Origin of the sequence: Pseudomonas sp. LS44, from assembly GCF_024730785.1 — a bacterium.
GTDB lineage: Bacteria > Pseudomonadota > Gammaproteobacteria > Pseudomonadales > Pseudomonadaceae > Aquipseudomonas.
In genome coordinates, this window is sequence record NZ_CP102830.1 from 1,395,579 (window position 1) to 1,414,929 (window position 19,351).

The following is a 19,351-nucleotide window of genomic DNA, read 5'->3' on the forward strand; positions in this document are numbered from 1 at the left end:
CCAGATTTCTGCGCGGCGTTTTGCGTTGCGGCCTTGCCGGCGCCGCGCCGCTATGATGGTCTGCACCTCCCATCCCAGAGCCATTCGTCATGTCCAGCAAACCCGAGATTGTCATCACCTATTGCACCCAGTGCCAATGGCTGCTGCGTGCCGCCTGGCTGGCTCAGGAGCTGCTCAGCACCTTCGCTGACGATCTCGGTAAGGTCAGCCTGGAGCCGGGCACGGGCGGCGTGTTTCGCATCACTTGTGCGGACGTACAGATCTGGGAGCGCAAGGCAGACGGCGGTTTCCCCGAGGCCAAAGTGCTCAAACAGCGGGTCCGCGACCAGATCGACCCGGAGCGCGATCTCGGCCACAACGACCGACGAACGGAATAACGCCAATCCAGACTGTTGTCCTGGGTCAAGGGTGACGGCCCTGGCTTCGGTAGGCTGGGTGCTTCTGAACTTTTTAGAGGCGCTTCCTAGGTTGGCAATGGCCGACGCGCAGCCCCTAGGGACAGGCTCTCAGGATTGGCCATGAGCATCATCGTTACCGGCGCCGCTGGTTTCATCGGCAGCAACATCGTCAACGCACTGAACGAGCGCGGCGAGACCGACATCATCGCGGTGGACGATCTCACCAGCGGCGATAAATTCCGCAATCTGGTCGACTGCGAAATCAGCGACTACCTGGACAAGCGCGACTTCCTCGCCCGTTTTTCTCGCGGTGATTTCGGCCTGGTCCGCGCGGTGTTTCACCAAGGCGCCTGCTCCAGCACCATGGAAGGCGATGGCCGTTTCATGATGGATAACAACTATCGCTACAGCTGCGAGCTGCTCGACGCCTGCCAGAACGTCAGTGTGCCGCTACTGTATGCGTCGTCGGCGGCGGTCTATGGCGGTGGTCAGGTATTCCGGGAAAGCCGCGAGTTTGAGCGGCCGTTGAATGTTTATGGCTACTCCAAATTCCTCTTCGACCAAAAGGTCCGGCGTCTGTTGCCGCGCGCCCGCAGCCAGATCGTCGGCTTGCGCTACTTCAACGTCTATGGCCCGCGCGAGCAGCACAAGGAGCGCATGGCGTCGGTGGCGTTTCATTGCTTTCAGCAGTTCCGGGCTACCGGCAAGGTCAGCCTGTTCGGCGCCTATGGCGGCATGGACGGCGGCGAGCATCAGCGCGACTTCATCTCGGTCGAGGATGTCGCCAAGGTCAATCTGCACTTTTTCGATCACCCGCAACGCTCGGGAATTTTCAATCTGGGCAGCGGGATGGCGCAGCCGTTCAACGATGTGGCGGTGAGTATGGTCAATGCCCTGCGCGCGCAAGACGACCTGCCGCCGCTCGACCGCGTGGCGATGGTCGAGCAGGGCTTGCTGGAATACAGCGAATTCCCCGATGCCCTGCGCGGCAAATATCAGTGCTTCACGCAGGCCGATATTGATTTGCTGCGCGAGGCCGGCTATCAGCAACCGCTGTTGCGGGTGGAGCAGGGCGTGGAGCGCTATTGCCGCTGGCTGCTCAACGAGCTGGGCTAAGCGTTAGGCGCTCGGCGTCGCCTTTGCCTTCGGAATATGTCGCGACGATAGAACGATGGCGAAGATGATCAAGGCGCCCCCGGCCAGCATGCTCAGCGTCGGTCGCTCGTGGAACAGTACCCAGGCGATGCTGATGCCATAAACCGGTTCGAGGGCGAGGATCACCGAGGTGGTACGCGCCTTGAGGACGCGCAGGCTGGCTACGAACAGGCTGTGCGACAGACCGGTACAGAACACCCCGAGTATGCCGATCCACAGCCAGTCCATCGCGCTGACCGTGGGGAGCACCGACCAGGAAAACGGCAGCAGGCAAACGGCAATCGTCAGGTTCTGCCAGAGCGCCGCCTGCACCGGATCGACGCCTTTGGTGCTGACCCGATTGAGCAGCGAAACTAACGAAAACAGCAGCCCGGAAAGCACCGCCCAGAGCAGTCCTTGCGTCGCTTCGCTGGCCCATTCGAAATGCGGCGTGACTAACGCCAGCCCCAGGCAGACCAAGCCGACCACGACAAATTCCAGCCAGTGCAGGCGCTCGCGAAACAGCACGCTTTCCAATAGCAGGGTAAAGGCCGGGAAGCCGGCGAAGCCGAGGGTGGCGATGGCCACGCCGGAGATCTTCACCGCATGGAAGAAGGTCAGCCAGTGCGCGCCAAGCAAGATACCGCCCAAGGCAAGCAGCAGGAGGCGCCGCATGGGGAGGGGCTGTGCACTGCCACGGCTGACCAGACGGGCGAACAGCGTGAGGGCCAGCACGGCGAACAGCGCCCGGCCACAGGTGATCATCAGCGGGGTGGTTTGCGCCAGCTTGCCGAGTACCCCGGTCAGGCCAAACAGCACGGCGCCAAGGTGAATGGCCAGTAGCGCATGGCGGGTTTGCATCGGTTAGTGGCCTGTTTGGTTAATTCCGTTAGTCAATTTCGGCGCTGAGACCCTGATACTGCGTTACCGCTCCTCGCCATAGCCCTGCTATGACTCGTCGCGGTGCCTTGTCTCAGAGCCTCAGTCATCCGAACTTGAGATAACCAATTAACCGCACAGGCCACTAGATCACAGGATGATCTTGTCGCGCAGTTTATCGGCCGCGAGATTGAGTGCCTGGATGACCCGCTCCTTGTCGTAGTTCTGGATGCCGTTGGTATCCAGATACATGGAAAAGCCTGGCAGCTCATGCTCGACGTAGCTGGAGGTGGCGCCGAGGTCGCGGCGGAAGTCGACGACTTGATAGATCTGCACCGGGCGGCTGAAGCCCTTGACGCTGATCTGGCCCTTGTCGCGGCACATGATCACGTCTTTGACCAGCGAATAAGTCTCGTGGGAGATCAGAATCTCGCCGGACTCGGCGGCGCTTTCCAGGCGACTGGCGAGGTTCACTTCACGGCCGATGATGGTGTAGTCCATGCGCGTATCGGCGCCGAAGTTGCCCACCGTGCAGTAGCCGGTATTCAAGCCCATGCGGATTTCCAGCGGCTTGGTGATGCCTTGCGCGCGCCATTGCTGGCGCAGCACTTTCATGTGTTTGCGCATCACGATGGCCATCGATACGGCGTTCACCGCATCCTTCTTGGCGCCTTGGCTGGCCGGATCGCCGAAGAACACCATGACGCTGTCGCCGACGAACTTGTCGATGGTGCCGCCATGCTTGAGGGCGATCTTCGACATTTCGTTGAGGTAGTTGTTGAGCAGGTCGGTCAGCGCTTCGGCTTCCAGTTCTTCGGTCAGCTCGGTGAAGCCTTTGATATCGGAAAAGAACACGGTGAGTTTCTTGCGCTGGGTTTCCAGGCGCACATGCTTCTTGCCGCTGAAAATCATCTCCCAGACCTGCGGGGACAGGTACTTGGCCAGGTTGCGGGCCAGCCGCGCGGCCTTTTCCTGCTCGCGTTTGATCTCGCTGCGGGCCAGCGACAGGCTTTGTCCCTGCTGATGCATGAAGAAGGCGGTGATGGCGATGAACAACGTGCTGAACAGAATGCTCACCAGTGCCACCGGCACCGGCGTGGCGAACTTGGCCTCGGGCTGCAATGCACCGCCGAGCAGCAAGGTGGCACTGACCATGACCAGCAGTGCCAGGCCCAGATAGCGCAGGCCGCCACTGAGCAGCGTGCTGAAACTCAACACCAGCAGGAGCATCAGGCTCGGCACTAGGGAGAAGCCCAGCAGCGTGATAGCCAGGCCGGCGTGCAGGGCATCGACGAACAGCAGCGCGAGGGTGGTTTGTTCCGGGTAATCGTGGCGAAAGCGCAGGCTCAGCTGGTGCGCGAGATGGGGGTAGAGCAAGGCATAGGGCACCAGCCAAAGAATCTCTGAGCCGAAATGCTGGGTGTAGGTGCCGGCGGCGATGGTCGCGGCGGTGGCGATATAGGCCAGGATGCGCGAGTAGTAGGCGCGTAGCGATGAAGAAAGGAGGCCGCTGGCCGGTAAGACGCTGGCTGAGTTCATCGAGCTGACACTATCCCTGAGGCGCGGCGCCTCTGCCGGGCGCCTTGGCTGCCCCCGCACGACAGGGGCCAAAAAATTGACTGCCGGGATCATAACCAGCTAGCGCCCGGCCGCCAAGTACGGCGGCCAAACGGCTGAATGGGGGTCGCGATCGGTTGTCCCGCGTGACTTATCGGTTCTCCATCGCCGCTTTGTAGATGGAGTTTTTCGGCTGAGCGAAAACCCGCCGCATCATCGGCTCGAAAAACGATAGTGGCAGGCTCTCGTACTCGGGATCGAAGGCCGCCGCATCGTACTTGGCGCAAAACTCGATGGTCTGCTGGTACTGCGGGTGATCCTTGAATTGCTCGCGCAGATGGCGATCCAGGCCCAGGTGCTGGAAGAAGTAATAGCCCTGGAAAATCCCGTGCTTCTCGACTATCCAGAGGTTTTCGGCGCTAACGAAGGGCTTGAGAATGGCCGCAGCGATTTCCGGATGGTTGTACGAGCCAAGCGTGTCGCCGATGTCGTGCAGCAGGGCGCAGATCACGTATTCCTCGTCGCGGCCATCGCGATGGGCGCGGGTGGCGGTCTGCAGGGAATGGGTCAGGCGATCGACCGGGAAGCCACCGAAGTCGCCATCGAGCAGGCGCAGATGCGTGAGGATGCGGTCCGGCAGCTGCTTGGCGTACTCGACGAAGTCATGGCCGATGATGGCCCAATCCTCCGCGGTGCCGTCTTGCATATGCGTGAAGCGAGCGCGAGCGTTCATCAGGAGTCCTCTTGTCGTTGTATGGGACGATTGCCGGAGCCAGGGTGCCTGATCCCGCGCCCGCGCGAATGGCGGGCGCGCAGCGATCACGGACAGGCATCAGAACTTGATGCGGCCGGTGAAGGCATCCTTGAGCATGACCCAGTCACCCAGCAGGGAATACAGTGGGTACTTGAAGGTGGCAGGGCGATTCTTCTCGAAGACGAAATGGCCGACCCAGGCAAACCCATAACCGACTACCGGCAACCACAGCAGCGACAGCCATTGCTGGGTCACGCAGGCGAAAGCGACGATAGTCAGGACCAGCAGGCTGCCCACGTAATGCAGGCGGCGGCAGGTCGGGTTGCTGTGCTCCTGTAGGTAATACGGATAGAACTCGGCAAAGCTCTGAAAGCGTTCGGCGGCTTGCGTGCTCATCACACACCTCCTGTCATTGTGGTTTTGACAGTCTAGGTTCGCTGGCTTGCCAAGCCAGTGACATTGCGTGCCACTCTTATATCCTTGCCGCCGCCATTACTCCTCTATTAAAAAGGCCTATGACCGAACGTACGACGTCCTCCAGTTGGGCCATTGGCATCGTCCAAGCTCTGGAAATGAGCGGTGTCGATTGCCGCACGCTGTTTAGCGAACTGGGGTTGGATTACATCGCCCTGGAAGATCCCGATGCGCGCTTTCCGCAGGACGGCATGACGCGCCTGTGGGAGCGGGCGGTACAGCTTTCCGGCAATCCGGCGATTGGCCTGAACATGGCCAGCGTGGTGCGCCCGGCCTCGTTCCACGTGGTCGGTTATGCGGCGATGTCGAGCCGCAACTTGAAGGAAGCGTTCGCTCGTCTGGTGCGCTACCAGCGGATCATTGCCGAGGGTGCCGATCTCAGTTTTCGCCCAGTGGCTGATGGTTATGCGCTGATTCTGGCGATTCATGGCGATCGCCTGGCGCCGGCACGGCAGAGTGCGGAAGCTTCGCTGGCTTATACCCTGGCATTTTGTCGCTGGATGACCGGCAAGCCGCTGCGTCCACGGTTGGTGCGCTTTCAGGGGGATGCACCGGCGGATCTGGAGCCCTACCAGAAAGTCTTTCAGGCGTCGCTGCGTTTCAATGCCGAGCACTACGCACTGGTTTTCGAGCGGGCTGACCTCGAGGCACCGCTACCCAGCGCCAATGAATCGCTGGCGCAACTGCACGACCGTTTCGCTGGAGATTATCTGGCGCGTTTCTCCGGGAGCCGGGTGACGCATCAGGCTCGCCAGGTGCTGTGTCGCCTGTTGCCGCAAGGTGAGCCGAAGCGCGAGGTAGTGGCGCAGGCTCTGCATCTGTCGGAGCGTACCTTGCAACGCCGTTTGCAGGAGGAGGCAACCAGTTTCCAGCAGTTGCTCGATGACACCCGGCGTGAACTGGCCGTGCAATATCTGGCGCAGGCCAATCTGACTCTGCTGGAGATTTCCTACCTGCTGGGCTTTGCCGATCCGAGCAATTTCTTTCGTGCGTTCCGCCGTTGGTTCGACACCACGCCGGGCGAATACCGCAGCACGTTGTAGATCGCCCGGATTAGCGCCCTGTAGGAGCGAATTTATTCGCGATAGCTAACTGCTGATCGCGAATGAATCCGCTCCTACGGAAGATTCATCGGCGCGGCGCGCTGCTCAGTGCCGCCAGAACGCCGGCATAAACAGCACCAGCACGGTGACGATCTCCAGCCGCCCGAGCAGCATGCCCAGGGTCAGCAACCATTTGGCCGCGTCCGGCACGGTGGCGAAGTTGCCCGCCGGGCCAATGATCTCACCGAGACCGGGGCCAACCCCGCAGACCGAGCTGGCCGCACCGGTCAGTGCGGTCATCCAGTCGAGGCCGAGCAGGGCCAGGCCGAGGGCGATGGCGGCGATGGTGATGGTGAAGAAGAACGAGAAGGCCAGGATCGAGCGGACGATGTCCTCGTCCAGACGGTGGCCGTTGTATTTCTGCTTGATCACCGCGCGCGGGTGAATCAACTGGTGCAGGTTAGCCTTGAGCAGGATATAGGCGACCTGGAAGCGGAAGATCTTGATGCCGCCGGCGGTAGAGCCGGAGCAGCCGCCGATGAAGCCCAGATAGAAGAAAATCATCAGCGAGAAATTGCCCCACAGGCTGTAGTCACCGAGGGCGAAACCGGTGGTGGTGACCACCGAGGTGACGTTGAAGGCTACGTGGCGTAAGGCATCCAGCCAGTGCAGCTGAGTCGTCAGCCAGTACCAGGTGCTCATCACCAGCCAGGTGAACAACAGCAGGCCGAGCAGGCCGCGAACCTGCTGGTCCCTGAGCAGCGCCCAGCGATTGCCGCGCAGGGTCGAGACGTAGAGGGCGAACGGCAGGCTGCCGAGGATCATCAACAGGATTGCCACCCAGTGCACGGCCGGTTGCTGCCATTTGGCCAGCGATTGGTCCGAGGTGGAGAAGCCGCCGGTGGAGATCGCCGACATGGCGTGATTGATGGCGTCGAACAGGTTCATGCCGGCGGCCCAGAGTGCCCAGGTGCCGAATAGCGAGATGCCGACGTAGCTAAGCACGATGTACTTGGCGACCATGTGTGAGCGCGGCATGACCTTGTCACCGGTGCGATCCGACGACTCGGTCTGGAACAGACGCATGCCGCCGATGCGCAACATCGGCAGGATCGCCACCGCCATGCCGATGAAGCCGATGCCGCCGAGCCAGTGCAGCAGCGAGCGCCACATGAGGATGCCCGGCGACATATTGTCCAGTCCCGACAGCACGGTGGCGCCGGTGGCGGTGATGCCGGACATGCTCTCGAAGTAGGCGTCGGTGTAGCTGAGACGATGAGCGAACAGGAACGGCAGGGCGGCGAAGAGGCCCACGGTCACCCAGCTACTCACGGTCAGCATGTACATGTCGCGTGGACGCAGGTGGATCTTCTCCGGGCGACCGGAAATGACCAGGGCGAGTCCGGCTACGAAGGTGATCAGACTCGACCAGAGAAAGGCATGGATGTCCGAAGGCCGCTCGAAGATCAGCAGGGTGATCATGGGGACGACCATGCTGATGGCCAGGGTGATCAGAAAGATGCCGATGATGAAACCGATGATGCGCAGGGTCGGCAGGGCCATGAAATCGAGCTCGAGGTGGAATGCGCGCATTCTAGTGGAGGTGGCCCTTCGCAACCAAAAAGAATGCCGTTAATGAAGGCTGCAGCGACTATTTTCGCGCATGGACCGCCCGTGGCAGGAAAAGGCCGGTGACCCGCAAATCGGCAAGTTCATGCCGTGGAGTGCATTCGGGTCCCGACTACGCACGCGAATCCGGACCAGCCACCCTGATCGGCTATCATGGCCGCCTCTTCAGTTTCAGGAGGTGGCCGATGGAGGCTCTCGACGCTCTGCTCAACCGCGTATCACTGGCTCGCTTGCAGGCGCCGGCGCCGAACTCCGAACAGCGCGACGTGATGTTCCGCGCCGCGCTGCGTGCACCCGATCATGGCTATCTGCGGCCTTGGCGTTTTCTCAGTATCGAGGGCGACGCACGCAACCGACTCGGCGAGCTGTTCGCGGCGGCGCTGTTGAAGAAGAACCCGCAAGCCACTCCAGAGGCGCTGAGCAAGGCGCGCTCGATGCCATTGCGGGCCCCGCTACTGGTGGTGGTGATCGCCTCCGTGCAGCGCAATCACAAGATCCCGGTGGAAGAGCAAGTGCTCTCCGCCGGCTGCGCCGCCCACGGCATTCTGCTCGCTGCTTACGCCCAGGGTTTTGGCGCGATGTGGCGTACCGGCGAAATGTCCCATGACCCGCATGTCGCCGCCGGCCTCGGTCTGGAGGCCCACGAGCAGATGGTGGGGTTCATCTACTTGGGCAGTGTGGAGGGCGAGCGGCGCAGTCCGCCGGAGTTGAATCCGGCCGATTTCGTCAGCAACTGGTAAACGCAGTTTTTTTGTAGCCGCGGCCGGCTGATTGCGCTTTACATCGGCAACTCGACGCGGGCGACAAAACCACCGTCGGGATGATTGTCCAGGATTAGCCGTCCGCCATGCCGCTCGATGGCGCGGCGGGCAATGGCCAGGCCCAGCCCGTGACCGGGCGTCGATTGCTGCGGCGCGCGGAAGAACGGCTCGCCGAGCCGGCCCAGCTGCTCGGCTGGCACGCCGGGACCGTGGTCGCGAACCTGGATGAACAGGCAGTCCTGTTCGCTGCTGATGTGAATCTCCACTGGCTGATCCGGCGGGCTGAAACGCAGGGCGTTGCGCAGCAGGTTGTCCAGCGCACGGCTGAGCATGTCCGGCCAGCCGAGCAGTTCTTGCGGGTTGCTGCCAGTGATCTGGATCTCTTGCCCGGGGGCGACTAATTGCGCATCTTCGCGGACCCGCTCGAGCAGCTCGCGGAGGATCAGCGGCTGGCGTACGCCGGGCTCGGCGTCGAGGCGGGCGAGGGCGAGAATCTCGGCGATCAGCGCTTCCAGGCGGTCGCACTCCCGCGCCAGACGCGGCCACAGTGCCTCGCGCTCCTCGGGTGTGGCCCGCTCGGCCAAGGCCAGGGCGACCCGTAGCCGCGCGAGCGGCGAGCGCAGTTCGTGAGACACGTCGCGCAACAGCTGGCGCTGGCTGCCAATCAAATCCTGCAGGCGCTGACCCATGCGGTTGAAGTCGCCGGCCAGCACTCCCAGTTCGTCGCGTCGGCCGGCCAGGCGCTCCAGGCTGTTCTGTTGATAAGCCGTGCGGCCGAGGTCATGTACCGCACGACGTAAGCGATCCAGCGGGCGAGTGATCGACAAGGTCAGCAGCAGGCTGAGCACCGTCAGCACCACCAAGGCGATGCCCAGCGCCGTGAGTGGCCAGAGCAAGCTGCTGCGGTGCCAAGCGGCCAGCTCGGGATAGGGGATGCGGTAGATAAATAAGTAAGAATTGCCGTCCGGAGCGCTGTATTCCTCGGTCAGCCGCCGCCAGGGCAGACGCTCGCCATGGCGTGCCTCAAAGGCCGCCGCTCGCGGGGGAAAGGTGCCACGGATCAGCGGTTCGCCATCCTCGCCGAGCACTTGGGTGTTGAGGCGGTATTCCCGCTTGCTGTGTTCCAGCAGTTGTTGCGCCGCTTCCGGACCCCAGCGTTGGTAGGTCTCGACCCAGCGACTGGGCAGCTCTTTGAGCGCCGGGTGGCGGGCGATAATCCAGGCGTCCTGATTCAGCGCATGGCTGAACAGCAGGGACAGCCCGGCGACCAGGGCGATGGCCAGCCAGAAGCTCGCGAAGATCCGCCAGAACAATGAGCGCACGGTCACTCCTTAGAGCCTGTTTACGATCTCGCGAGCTAGAGCCGGACAAGGCAAAAAGCGGGCGAAGAGCGGAGTTTACGAGCTGTAAATGAGCATCTGAGCCCGGTTTTTAACGCCGTACGGCCGACGCGCAGCAGATCGTAAACAGGTTCTTACGACAAAAAGCCCATCGGCCATGAGCCGATGGGCGTGGGTGAAGGCGGCGACGGTTACTGGGCTTTCTGCGCCTTCTGCGCCTTCCAGGCCTCGAACTCGTCGCGTTCGGCTCGGCGTTCCTGCATCTTCTGCTGCAGTTGGTCGAACTCTTTCTGTTGCTCCGGCTTCAGCAGCGCGCGGATGTCGCTCTGGGTTTTGTCGTGCTTGGCCTTGAGTTCAGCTTGCATGGCCTTCTGTTCGGCTTCAGGAAGCTTCTTCAGGTAACGCTCGGTAATCTCGTGGCGGGCTTTCATTTGCTCGCCCATCAGCTTGCGTACGTCCTGGCGTTGTTCCTGGCTCAGGTTCAGTTCTTTGAAGAACATCGAACCATGCTCGCCGCCGCGATGATGGCCCCCATAAGGGGACGCCAGAGCGAGGGCCGGCAGCGTGGCGGCGAACAGGGCGGCGATCAGAGTCTTGCGCATGATAGGTATCTCCTTGTCTCGATTCCGGCCATTTGCCGGATGAGCCCAGTGTAGGGATGACAAGGTCAAGGGCAGTCAGGCCAGCGTAAAGCTTGAGTAAAGGCGCACGCGCATGCTTATCGCGGCGGCTGTGGCTCAGGGGCTGTAGTAATAACCGCGACTGCGCAGCGCGAGGATGCGCGGACGGCCGTCGGCATGCGGGCCGATTTTCTTGCGCAGATTGCTGACGTGCATGTCCAGGCTGCGGTCGTATAGGGTCAGCTTGCGTCCCAGTGCCAGTTGCGCCAGCTCCTGTTTGTCCAGCGGTTCGCCCGGTTGGCGCAGCAGGGCTTCGAGCAACCGACCTTCGGATACGGTAAGCAGCACGTCATGGTCGCCAATGCTGGCTACACCGCGAGCGGGGCTGAAACTCAGATCGCCGAGTTCCAGCTGACTGGCACTGGCCGGCGGGTGACTGCGGCGCAGCACGGCGCGCAGGCGGGCGGTGAGCTCACGGGGGTCGCAGGGTTTGGCCAGGTAATCGTCGGCACCCAGCTCCAGGCCGATGATGCGATCGAGCGGTTCGCCGCGTGCCGAGAGCATCAGCACCGGCAGTTCGGCATGCTCGCTGCGCAATTGCTTGAGCAATTCCAGGCCGCTGCCATCGGGCAACATCACGTCGAGCACCACCGCATCCGGGGTTTGCTGGGCCAGGGCGGCGCGAGCACTGCTGCCGTCATGGCAGGCCGTGACGCGGAAGCCTTCCTGGGTCAGCCAGCTGACCAGCAGCTCGCACAGCTCATGGTCGTCGTCGATCAGTAGCAGTTCGCTCATGGGCGCTTCAGTTCAGCCATTCGCGGCGGGATTTACGTCGGCCGCGCAACAAAGTCCCGAGCATCACACCCAGCAGGCCAACGCCGCCACCGGCTGCGAACCATTGTTGCCGATCGTTGAGCAGTTGCGGTTGCTGTTCGGCCTGGGTCTGCTTGAGCTGCAGCTTGAGGCGCTGATTCTCCTGGCGCAGGCGGCTCAGTTGGGCACTCTCGCGCTCGCCGACATTGCTTTGCAGCTGACTGGCCAGATCGGCGCTGCGCTGTTCGCTGTCGGCCAGGCGTTGTTCCAGTTCGTTGATCCGCGCCGCGCCGGCATCGATCACGGTGGGTGTCGGGGTATCGCTCAGAGCAGCCTCTTCGGCCTGCAGCGGGGGAGCCAGCAGCAGGGTGGCGAACAACAGGGGCAATGGACTGTGGCGCATCGGAACTCCTATTTCCCGCGGTTTTATTATTAATGTATTACGCGTCGCCACGGCAGCTTGGAACCGGTTCACGATCTGCTGTTACCGGTGCAGCCACGATCATGCCCAGCGGCTTAGGGCAGCACCAGCTTGAACGGCTTGACCTGTACCTCGCCATATACCCCAGCGGTGCGATACGGGTCGGCCGCGGCCCAGCTCTCTGCCGCAGCCAGCGAGTCGAATTCGGCCACCACCAGGCTGCCGGTGAAGCCTGCAGCGCCGGGGTCGTTGCTGTCTACCGCCGGATGCGGGCCGGCGAGAATCAAGCGGCCCTCGGTTTTCAGCTGCTCCAGGCGCGCCAGATGCGCAGGACGGGCGGCCAGGCGGTTGTCCAGGGAGTTGGCTACATCGGTGGCAATGATCGCGTAGAGCATGTCAGTCCTTGGGGTGGGTCGCGGAAGAGGCAGTCTGGCTGTCGCCGTCGTGCATATGGCGGGCGAGGTAGATGCCCTGGCCGATCAGGAACAGCAGCGTCATGCCCAGGCTGCCGAATACCTTGAAGTCCACCCAGATGCTGTGGAAGGTAAAGGCCACGAACAGATTGGCGGCGCCGCTGACTAAGAAGAACAGGATCCAGGCAATGTTCAGCCGCGTCCAGATTGCCTGTGGCAGCTGAATCGCATGGCCCATCATGCGTTGAATCAACGGCTGATCGCCGATGAAGTGGCTGCCGGCGAAGGCCGCGGCGAAGAGCCAGCTGACTATCGGGGCTTTCCACTTAAGGAAGGTTTCGTTGTGGAACACCAGGGTCAGCGTGCCGAACGCCAAGCAGGCGATCAGCGTTAACCACTGGCCTTTTTCCAGTCGGCGCTGAATCAGGAACAGGGTGCCGTAGACCAGCACCGAGGCGGCGATCAGCACCGCGGTGGCGCTGAAAATACCGCCCAGTACATAGCTGTTGCCAGCCAGTTCGACGGTGCGGGGATCAAGCTTGAAAACGATGAAAAACAGGATAAGCGGGATGAAATCGATGAATTGTTTCACGTTGGCAGCCAGGAGCGGGATGTGCCGGCATAATAACAAACAACCCTGACGGCGAAAGCCGCAAACCAGAAGCGAAGGCCACACCCATGGAAGTCGATCTGCATTGTCACAGCACCGCCTCGGATGGCGCCCTGGCGCCCGCCGCAGTGGTGGCCAGGGCGCACGCCCGTGGCGTACGCGTGCTGGCATTGACCGATCACGACACCTTGGAAGGTCTGGATGAGGCGCGGTCCGCCGCGCAAGCCCTGGATATGCAGCTGATCAACGGGATCGAGTTGTCCTGCCTGTGGGGCGGGGCGACCATCCATGTGCTTGGCTACGGCTTCTCCGCCGAGGCGCCGGCGTTGTTGCAAGCCACGCGTGAATTGCATGACGGGCGCTGGCAGCGCGCCGAGGAAATCGGCATCCGCCTGGAAGCCAAGGGCATGCCCGGCGCCTTTGCCGGTGCGCGTGCGGTGCAGCAGGAACTGGGCGACAGCGGCAACGCCCCGGCGCGACCGCATTTCGCCGAATACCTGGTGCGCGCCGGCCATGTGCGTGACCGCGCTGAGGCATTTCGCAAGTGGCTGGGCGCCGGCAAGCTCGGCGACGTCAAGCAGCACTGGCCGACATTGGCGCAAACGGTTGCTACGCTCAGAGAGGCGGGCGCCTGGGTCAGTCTGGCGCACGCCTGGCACTACGATTTCACCCGCAGCAAACGACGTAAGCTGATCGCCGATTTCGTCGCTGCGGGTGGTCACGCACTGGAAGTGGTCAATGGCATGCAGCCTGCAGAGCAAGTGGGCAGTCTGGCTATCCTGGCGCGCGAGTTCGGCATGTTGGTTACTGCGGGCAGTGACTTTCATGCGCCAGGGGACTGGTCGGAATTGGGCATGTATCGCCCTCTCCCAGACGACTTACCGCCGTTGTGGAGGCGTTTCGAGCATGGTCACCGACCGCTTGCTGCCTGCTGAACAGGGAGTCACCGTGAGTCAATTTTTCCAGATTCATCCGGAGAATCCGCAGGCGCGCCTGATTAAGCAGGCGGTGGATATCATCAAATCCGGCGGAGTGGTCGTCTATCCGACCGATTCCTCTTACGCGATCGGTTGCCGGATCGGCGATAAGAGCGCGGTCGAGCGCATCCGTCGCCTGCGCCGCCTGGATGAGAAGCACAATTTGACCTTGGTCTGCAGCGATCTGTCCCAGCTGGGGATATTCGCCAAGGTCGATACCGTGGCGTTCCGCCTGCTCAAGACCTACACCCCAGGCCCTTACACCTTCATCCTCAACGCCACCCGCGAAGTGCCGCGCATGCTCTTGCATCCCAAGCGGCGCACCATCGGGCTGCGCGTGCCCAACCATCCCATCGCGCAAGCCTTGTTGGCCGAGCTTGGCGAGCCGCTGATCAGCAGCAGTCTGATTTTGCCCGGCGAAGAGTTGCCAATGAGTGAGCCTTACGACATGCGTCAGGTGTTCGAACATCAGGTCGACCTGATCATCGACGGCGGTTTTGGTGGGCAGGAGGCCTCCACCGTGATCGGGTTGGTCGACGATGAAGTGGAAGTAATCCGCGTTGGCTGCGGCGACCCCGCGCCATTCGCCGAATTGGTCTGACTCCAAAACCATCTCGGGGCGCTACCCGCACGCCCCGAGCACAGACAGCAGTTGCCTAAACGATCAATGCCACCAGAATGGCGACCAGCAGGATGATGACGATATCCGTCGTGCTGAGCGCGCCACCGGCCGGCAGCGAATCGACCCGTTGCGCCAGCGTCGCCACTTCTTTAGGGGTCAGCGAGTCGACCCGGCTCTTGGCCAGCGCGGCGTTCACGCCCATTACTTTCATCTGTTCCTGCACGGTCGCACGGTTGAGGAAATCGCGAACCTTCTCGCGGTCAGCTTGCGCCTGCTGGCCTGCCACCACGTCGCCGGTGGCAATCATCGCAGCCTGGGCGGGCACTTGAACCATGCTGACCAAGAGGATTAATACGCTGCATATCGTTGTCAGGGCTTTCATCACGATCTCCCTCGGGTCCGTTGAGGACTCGTTCTATCGATCCAGTTATGCTCTCCGAGCGCGGCGGCAGCACGTCAACTCGATAGAATGCCGAGGCAGCTCTCATTCACTTCGACCTAGTTTGTAAAACGCCGGTTCCCCCTAAATATCCCGCCGAGGACTTCATGCAGCACACCACGCCCGAAGACGCTTCCGCCAGCCAGGCCGGTGCCCAGCAAGAGCTGCCGTTCGCCCTGGTGTATGGCCAGGCCGTCACCGAGCTGCCGCAGGACCTGTACATCCCGCCGGATGCGCTGGAAGTGTTTCTCGAGGCCTTCGAGGGGCCGCTCGATCTGCTGCTGTACCTGATTCGCAAGCAGAACATCGACATCCTCGATATCCCGGTGGCCGACATCACCCATCAGTACATGGGGTATGTCGAGCTGATGAAGTCGGTGCGCTTAGAGCTGGCTGCCGAGTATCTGGTGATGGCCGCGATGCTTGCCGAAATCAAGTCGCGCATGCTCCTGCCGCGCTCCGCCGAGATCGAGGCCGAAGAGGATGACCCGCGCGCCGAGCTGATCCGCCGCCTGCAAGAGTACGAGCGCTATAAAGCCGCCGCCGAGGGCATTGATATGCTGCCGCGCGTCGGCCGCGACCTCAGCGTCCCGCGGCTGGCCGCCCCGGAGGCGCGGGCGCGCAAGCTGTTGCCGGATGTCAGTCTGGAAGAGTTGCTGGTGTCGATGGCCGAGGTGCTGCGCCGCGCCGACATGTTCGAAAGCCACCAGGTCACCCGCGAGGCATTGTCCACCCGCGAACGCATGAGCGATGTGCTCGAGCGCCTGAAAGGTGGCGGTTTTGTGCCGTTCGTGGCGTTGTTCCGTGCCGAAGAGGGGCGCTTGGGCGTGGTCGTGACCTTTATGGCGGTGTTGGAATTGATCAAGGAATCGCTGGTCGAGCTGGTGCAAAATGAACCCTTTGCAGCCATTCACGTACGGGCCAGAGCGGAATGAGCAACCTTTCAGATCCCCAACAGTTGGCGTCACTGCTGGAAGCCATTCTTCTCGCCGCCGGCCGCCCGCAGTCGCTGGAGCGCCTTGGTGAGCTGTTCGACGAGAACGAACGACCGGAGCTCGCGGTATTCAAGGAAGCGCTGGAGATTCTCGGCCGCTCTTGCGAGGGGCGGGCATTTGAACTCAAGGAAGTCGCCTCGGGATATCGCCTGCAGGTGCGCGAGCTCTTCTCGCCCTGGGTCGGTCGACTGTGGGAGGAGCGTCCGCAGCGCTACTCGCGAGCCTTGCTGGAAACCCTGGCGCTGATCGCCTATCGCCAGCCGATTACCCGTGGCGAAATCGAGGACATCCGTGGCGTGGCGGTCAACACGCACATCGTCAAAACCCTGCTCGAACGTGAGTGGGTGCGGGTGGTCGGCTACCGGGACGTACCGGGCAAGCCGGCGATGTTCGCCACCACCAAGGGGTTTCTCGACCATTTCAACCTGAAGAATCTCGACGGACTGCCACCGCTGGCGGCCTTGCGTGAACTGGAACCGGAGCCGGCGCTGGCCTTCCATGACGATCTGCCAGTGCCGGAAGCCCTGCAAGCGCGCGCCGATCTCGCCGAACCGGGAGGCGAGGCGCTGCCGCGTGACGAACTGAGCTTCAGCAGCCTGTTGGCCGAGCTGGATGCCATGGAGCAGGACTTGAAGACCGACTTCGACGACCTGAGCGAACCCGCCGAACCGCCAGCGCCGGGCGAGGGTGAGGTCAAGACCACCCATTAAGTTGTTCGACAGGTTGGGCCGATCCCCAGGTTCCAATCTTGAGGAAGGGCATCGATTCGGAAGGCGTCCATGAGCAAGCTGAAAAACCCGTGCATCAAGGTCTGTGGGTTTCGCCACGAAATCTGCGTGGGTTGCGGGCGTAGTCGCGACGAAATCAGAGCCTGGAAGCATCTCGACAAAGCCGGCCGACGCACGGCATTGGCCTTGGCCGATCTGCGGCTGCTGGAGTTGGCGGCCACTGGCCGGCGCAAGTATTGAGGCGTGAAACAGGCGGTCAATGCTCTGCTAGCCTCAACTGATCCGTGCGGCGTATAACCGATACGCGTATGATTCGCGCCCTTTCACCGATAGACACACCGGGAGGTGCTTAGCATGAGTGAGTCCGAATACAGCCCCAGCGGCGAAAAACTGCAGAAAGTCCTGGCCCGCATCGGCCTGGCCTCGCGCCGCGATGCCGAAGCCTGGATCACCGAGGGCCGCGTCAAGGTCAACGGCGCAGTCGCCAGCCTCGGTCAGCGGGTCGACATGCACGACGCCATCACCGTCGATGGCCGTCTGCTCAAGCGCGAAGAGCAGCGCGAGACCGTGCGCCGCGTCCTGATCTACAACAAGCCGGATGGCGAAATCTGCACCCGCGACGATCCCGAAGGTCGCCCGACCGTTTTCGATCGTTTGCCCAAGCCTAAAGAAGGTCGGTGGATCAACATCGGCCGCCTCGACATCAACACCACTGGCCTGCTGCTGTTCACCACCGATGGTGAACTGGCCAACCGCTTGATGCACCCGTCTTACCAGATGGACCGCGAATACGCCGTGCGTGTGCGTGGCGAGGTCGAGGACGAGATGATCGAGCGCCTGAAAGCCGGCGTGATGCTCGAAGACGGCCCGGCGAAGTTCACCGATGTCCAAAAAGCCCCCGGCGGCGAAGGCTTCAACCACTGGTATCACTGCGTGGTGATGGAAGGCCGTAACCGTGAGGTGCGTCGTCTGTGGGAATCCCAAGGGCTGGTGGTCAGCCGCCTGAAGCGCGTGCGCTTTGGCCCGGTATTTATGACCTCCGACCTGAGCATGGGTCGCTGGCGGGAAATGGGACAGCGCGATATCGACATCCTCAGTGCCGAAGTCGGTCTGGAGCCGGTAGAGCTGCCGGCGATGAAGGAGAAGGCCCGCGACAAGCTCGATCGTCTGCAGCGTAAGTCGGCCAAGCCGGTCGGACGTGCGGCGCGCCCGGAGCGAACCTTGCGTCCAGCCCACGGTGGTGGCGCAAGATCGGAAGGCGAGCGCCCAGCGCGCCCGCCGCGCGATGGCGGCGATCGTCCGGCCCTCGTCTCTCGCGATGGCGCTGATCGCCCGGCACGCGCACCGCGTGACGGTGATCGTCCCGCGCGTGCGCCGCGTGACGGGGCTGATCGTCCGGCTCGCGTCTCTCGCGATGGCGCCGATCGTCCTGCGCGCGCACCACGTGACGGCGCCGATCGCCCCGCCCGCAATCCGCGTGGCGATTCGGCCGAGCGCTCACCGCGCCCGGGTCCGAAGCGCAGCACGGTGGCCGAGCGGCCTTCCGACGTAAACAAAAAGCGCTCCAGCGGTGGCAAGGCTGGGCGTCCGGCGGTTGAGCTGGCCGACCGGCCGGCGCGCAAGCCGGCACCTGCCAAGCGTCGTCCGCCGGCGGGTGATGGTCAGCGTCCAGGCTTTGGCCGTGGACGTAAACCGGAGTAATTGGCAGGCGTAAAAAAGGGACTCAATCGAGTCCCTTTTTTATTGTCTATGAAACCGCTTAGCCGGCCATGGTCAGACGGTTACGGCCTTCGCGCTTGGCGATGTACAGCGCGCTATCTGAACGCTTCAACAGGCTTTCGGCCGATTCGGCTGGCAGCAGGTTGGCGCAGCCGAGGCTGATCGAGAGTTGGATGGCGTGTTGATCAACCGCGCATTGCAGGTTCATCACCGCGTGGCGCAGACGCTCGCCAACCATGGCTGCGCCTTCACGGCTGGTGTTGGAGAGCAAGATGAGAAATTCTTCGCCGCCATAGCGGAACACCATGTCGATATTGCGCAGTTGGCTCTTGATCGTGGCGGCCACGGCTTTGATCACGTCGTCGCCGGTGCTGTGGCCGTAGGTGTCATTGATGTTCTTGAAGTGGTCGATATCCAGCATCAGCAGGGATAGCGGCTGCAGATTGCGCCGGGCCAGATCGATTTCGCGTTGCAGGGCCTGATCCATGGCAATGCGATTGCCGGTGCCAGTCAGTGGGTCGCGCAACGCGCTTTGCAGGGCAGTCCGGTAAAGCAAGGCGTTGCGCAGCGGGAACAGCAGGCTGCCCAGCAGGGATTCGAGTTGACCGAGTTCTTCGTCGCTGAAGCGTTGGTTGCGGCGGAAGATCAGTTCGCCCAGGTATTCGCCGGCATGGGTCAGGTGGTAACTGGCGGAATGACTGGCACGTTCGCCCAGTTCCAGGCGCAGATCACTGGTCGGTTGCAGGTAAGCGAGCGCCGTCAGGGGAATCAGCCGCTGCACTTCATGGAAAAACACCGCGAGGATCTTTTCAACTTCCAGGCTGGTCTGCAACTGCAGACTCAGCTGCTGGCGCAATTGGCTGAGGCTGATCGGCCGCAGCGAAGGCATGCGCTTGCCGGCGAAGCCCAGGCGTTGCAGCTTGGCAGCATCGAAATCGATGGTGTTGGTTTTGTTTGGAGGAACCATGAAGAAAACCCCTGGCGCATGGTGCGAGCGACGACAACAGGGTTAGAGCGAATTTCAT

At 62.3% G+C, this 19,351-nt stretch carries 23 protein-coding genes; 10 read left to right on the top strand and 13 right to left on the bottom strand.

The features are described from left to right. The first annotated feature begins 89 nt into the window (after positions 1 to 89). Together NVV93_RS06285 and rfaD are read left to right on the top strand one after the other, a co-directional pair. Positions 90 to 377, top strand: coding sequence for a SelT/SelW/SelH family protein (locus NVV93_RS06285; RefSeq protein WP_258253586.1), 288 nt, complete (start codon positions 90 to 92; stop codon positions 375 to 377). Between the two features lie 141 nt (positions 378 to 518). Beyond that, positions 519 to 1,514, top strand: coding sequence for an ADP-glyceromanno-heptose 6-epimerase (gene rfaD / locus NVV93_RS06290; RefSeq protein ID WP_258253587.1), 996 nt, complete (start codon positions 519 to 521; stop codon positions 1,512 to 1,514). 3 nt (positions 1,515 to 1,517) lie between these two features. Here the strand turns inward: rfaD and NVV93_RS06295 are convergent, their stop codons facing one another. The 4 genes from NVV93_RS06295 to NVV93_RS06310 all read right to left on the bottom strand — a co-directional run bounded on the left by NVV93_RS06295 (position 1,518) and on the right by NVV93_RS06310 (position 5,118). Continuing rightward, a complete protein-coding gene (locus NVV93_RS06295) occupies positions 1,518 to 2,393 on the bottom strand; it encodes a DMT family transporter (RefSeq protein ID WP_258253588.1) in 876 nt (291 codons plus the stop codon). 168 nt (positions 2,394 to 2,561) lie between these two features. After that, on the bottom strand, positions 2,562 to 3,950 hold the full coding sequence (locus NVV93_RS06300) for an adenylate/guanylate cyclase domain-containing protein (RefSeq protein WP_258253589.1): 1,389 nt from the start codon (positions 3,948 to 3,950) through the stop codon (positions 2,562 to 2,564). 169 nt (positions 3,951 to 4,119) lie between these two features. Next, a complete protein-coding gene (locus tag NVV93_RS06305) occupies positions 4,120 to 4,701 on the bottom strand; it encodes an HD domain-containing protein (protein ID WP_258253590.1) in 582 nt (193 codons plus the stop codon). Between the two features lie 99 nt (positions 4,702 to 4,800). Beyond that, a complete protein-coding gene (locus NVV93_RS06310; protein ID WP_258253591.1) occupies positions 4,801 to 5,118 on the bottom strand; it encodes an Mpo1-like protein in 318 nt (105 codons plus the stop codon). A gap of 119 nt (positions 5,119 to 5,237) precedes the next feature. On the opposite strand from NVV93_RS06310, the gene NVV93_RS06315 reads away from it, so the two are divergent. Continuing rightward, positions 5,238 to 6,239: an AraC family transcriptional regulator gene (locus NVV93_RS06315; RefSeq protein WP_258253592.1), complete on the top strand. Its 1,002-nt coding sequence runs from the start codon at positions 5,238 to 5,240 to the stop codon at positions 6,237 to 6,239. A 105-nt stretch (positions 6,240 to 6,344) separates the two neighbouring features. On the opposite strand, the gene NVV93_RS06320 is transcribed toward NVV93_RS06315, so the two are convergent. Next, complete coding sequence (locus tag NVV93_RS06320; RefSeq protein WP_258253593.1) at positions 6,345 to 7,802, bottom strand: TrkH family potassium uptake protein; 1,458 nt, start codon at positions 7,800 to 7,802, stop codon at positions 6,345 to 6,347. 251 nt (positions 7,803 to 8,053) lie between these two features. Between NVV93_RS06320 and NVV93_RS06325 the strand changes: the two genes are divergently transcribed. Beyond that, entirely contained in the window at positions 8,054 to 8,608 is a 555-nt protein-coding gene (locus NVV93_RS06325; protein WP_258253594.1) for a nitroreductase family protein, read from the top strand. Positions 8,609 to 8,646: 38 nt separating this feature from the next. On the opposite strand, the gene NVV93_RS06330 is transcribed toward NVV93_RS06325, so the two are convergent. The 6 genes from NVV93_RS06330 to NVV93_RS06355 form a co-directional block, all read right to left on the bottom strand. Further along, a complete protein-coding gene (locus NVV93_RS06330; RefSeq protein ID WP_258253595.1) occupies positions 8,647 to 9,951 on the bottom strand; it encodes a HAMP domain-containing sensor histidine kinase in 1,305 nt (434 codons plus the stop codon). 209 nt (positions 9,952 to 10,160) lie between these two features. Continuing rightward, positions 10,161 to 10,571 carry a Spy/CpxP family protein refolding chaperone gene (locus tag NVV93_RS06335; RefSeq protein ID WP_258253596.1) on the bottom strand — a complete coding sequence of 137 codons (411 nt, stop codon included), beginning with the start codon at positions 10,569 to 10,571 and terminating at the stop codon, positions 10,161 to 10,163. A gap of 135 nt (positions 10,572 to 10,706) precedes the next feature. Next, entirely contained in the window at positions 10,707 to 11,384 is a 678-nt protein-coding gene (locus NVV93_RS06340) for a response regulator transcription factor (RefSeq protein ID WP_258253597.1), read from the bottom strand. 7 nt (positions 11,385 to 11,391) lie between these two features. After that, the gene (locus NVV93_RS06345) at positions 11,392 to 11,805 is read right to left on the bottom strand and encodes a translation initiation factor 2 (protein WP_258253598.1); all 414 of its coding nucleotides are present in this window, start codon (positions 11,803 to 11,805) and stop codon (positions 11,392 to 11,394) included. A 113-nt stretch (positions 11,806 to 11,918) separates the two neighbouring features. Then, positions 11,919 to 12,218, bottom strand: a complete 300-nt coding sequence (locus NVV93_RS06350) for a YciI family protein (RefSeq protein WP_258253599.1) — start codon at positions 12,216 to 12,218, stop codon at positions 11,919 to 11,921. Between the two features lies 1 nt (position 12,219). Continuing rightward, positions 12,220 to 12,828, bottom strand: coding sequence for a septation protein A (locus NVV93_RS06355; RefSeq protein WP_258253600.1), 609 nt, complete (start codon positions 12,826 to 12,828; stop codon positions 12,220 to 12,222). 86 nt (positions 12,829 to 12,914) lie between these two features. Here NVV93_RS06355 and NVV93_RS06360 point away from each other — a divergent pair, with 86 nt between their 5' ends. Together NVV93_RS06360 and NVV93_RS06365 are read left to right on the top strand one after the other, a co-directional pair. Beyond that, the gene (locus NVV93_RS06360; RefSeq protein WP_258253601.1) at positions 12,915 to 13,781 is read left to right on the top strand and encodes a PHP domain-containing protein; all 867 of its coding nucleotides are present in this window, start codon (positions 12,915 to 12,917) and stop codon (positions 13,779 to 13,781) included. Positions 13,782 to 13,794: 13 nt separating this feature from the next. Next, complete coding sequence (locus tag NVV93_RS06365) at positions 13,795 to 14,424, top strand: L-threonylcarbamoyladenylate synthase (RefSeq protein WP_258253602.1); 630 nt, start codon at positions 13,795 to 13,797, stop codon at positions 14,422 to 14,424. A 55-nt stretch (positions 14,425 to 14,479) separates the two neighbouring features. Here NVV93_RS06365 and NVV93_RS06370 read toward each other — a convergent pair whose 3' ends face one another. Then, positions 14,480 to 14,827: a PA2779 family protein gene (locus tag NVV93_RS06370; protein WP_258253603.1), complete on the bottom strand. Its 348-nt coding sequence runs from the start codon at positions 14,825 to 14,827 to the stop codon at positions 14,480 to 14,482. 293 nt (positions 14,828 to 15,120) lie between these two features. Between NVV93_RS06370 and NVV93_RS06375 the strand changes: the two genes are divergently transcribed. The 4 genes from NVV93_RS06375 to rluB all read left to right on the top strand — a co-directional run bounded on the left by NVV93_RS06375 (position 15,121) and on the right by rluB (position 18,308). Further along, the gene (locus NVV93_RS06375; RefSeq protein WP_258254300.1) at positions 15,121 to 15,819 is read left to right on the top strand and encodes a ScpA family protein; all 699 of its coding nucleotides are present in this window, start codon (positions 15,121 to 15,123) and stop codon (positions 15,817 to 15,819) included. Further along, positions 15,816 to 16,589 carry an SMC-Scp complex subunit ScpB gene (scpB, locus tag NVV93_RS06380; RefSeq protein WP_258253604.1) on the top strand — a complete coding sequence of 258 codons (774 nt, stop codon included), beginning with the start codon at positions 15,816 to 15,818 and terminating at the stop codon, positions 16,587 to 16,589. The genes NVV93_RS06375 and scpB overlap by 4 nt, the downstream gene beginning before the upstream one ends. Before the next feature lie 69 nt (positions 16,590 to 16,658). Then, positions 16,659 to 16,847, top strand: coding sequence for a DUF1289 domain-containing protein (locus tag NVV93_RS06385; protein ID WP_258253605.1), 189 nt, complete (start codon positions 16,659 to 16,661; stop codon positions 16,845 to 16,847). Positions 16,848 to 16,961: 114 nt separating this feature from the next. Then, positions 16,962 to 18,308, top strand: coding sequence for a 23S rRNA pseudouridine(2605) synthase RluB (gene rluB / locus NVV93_RS06390; RefSeq protein WP_258253606.1), 1,347 nt, complete (start codon positions 16,962 to 16,964; stop codon positions 18,306 to 18,308). A gap of 58 nt (positions 18,309 to 18,366) precedes the next feature. Here rluB and NVV93_RS06395 read toward each other — a convergent pair whose 3' ends face one another. Beyond that, complete coding sequence (locus NVV93_RS06395; protein ID WP_258253607.1) at positions 18,367 to 19,293, bottom strand: GGDEF domain-containing protein; 927 nt, start codon at positions 19,291 to 19,293, stop codon at positions 18,367 to 18,369. Positions 19,294 to 19,351: the final 58 nt, after the last annotated feature.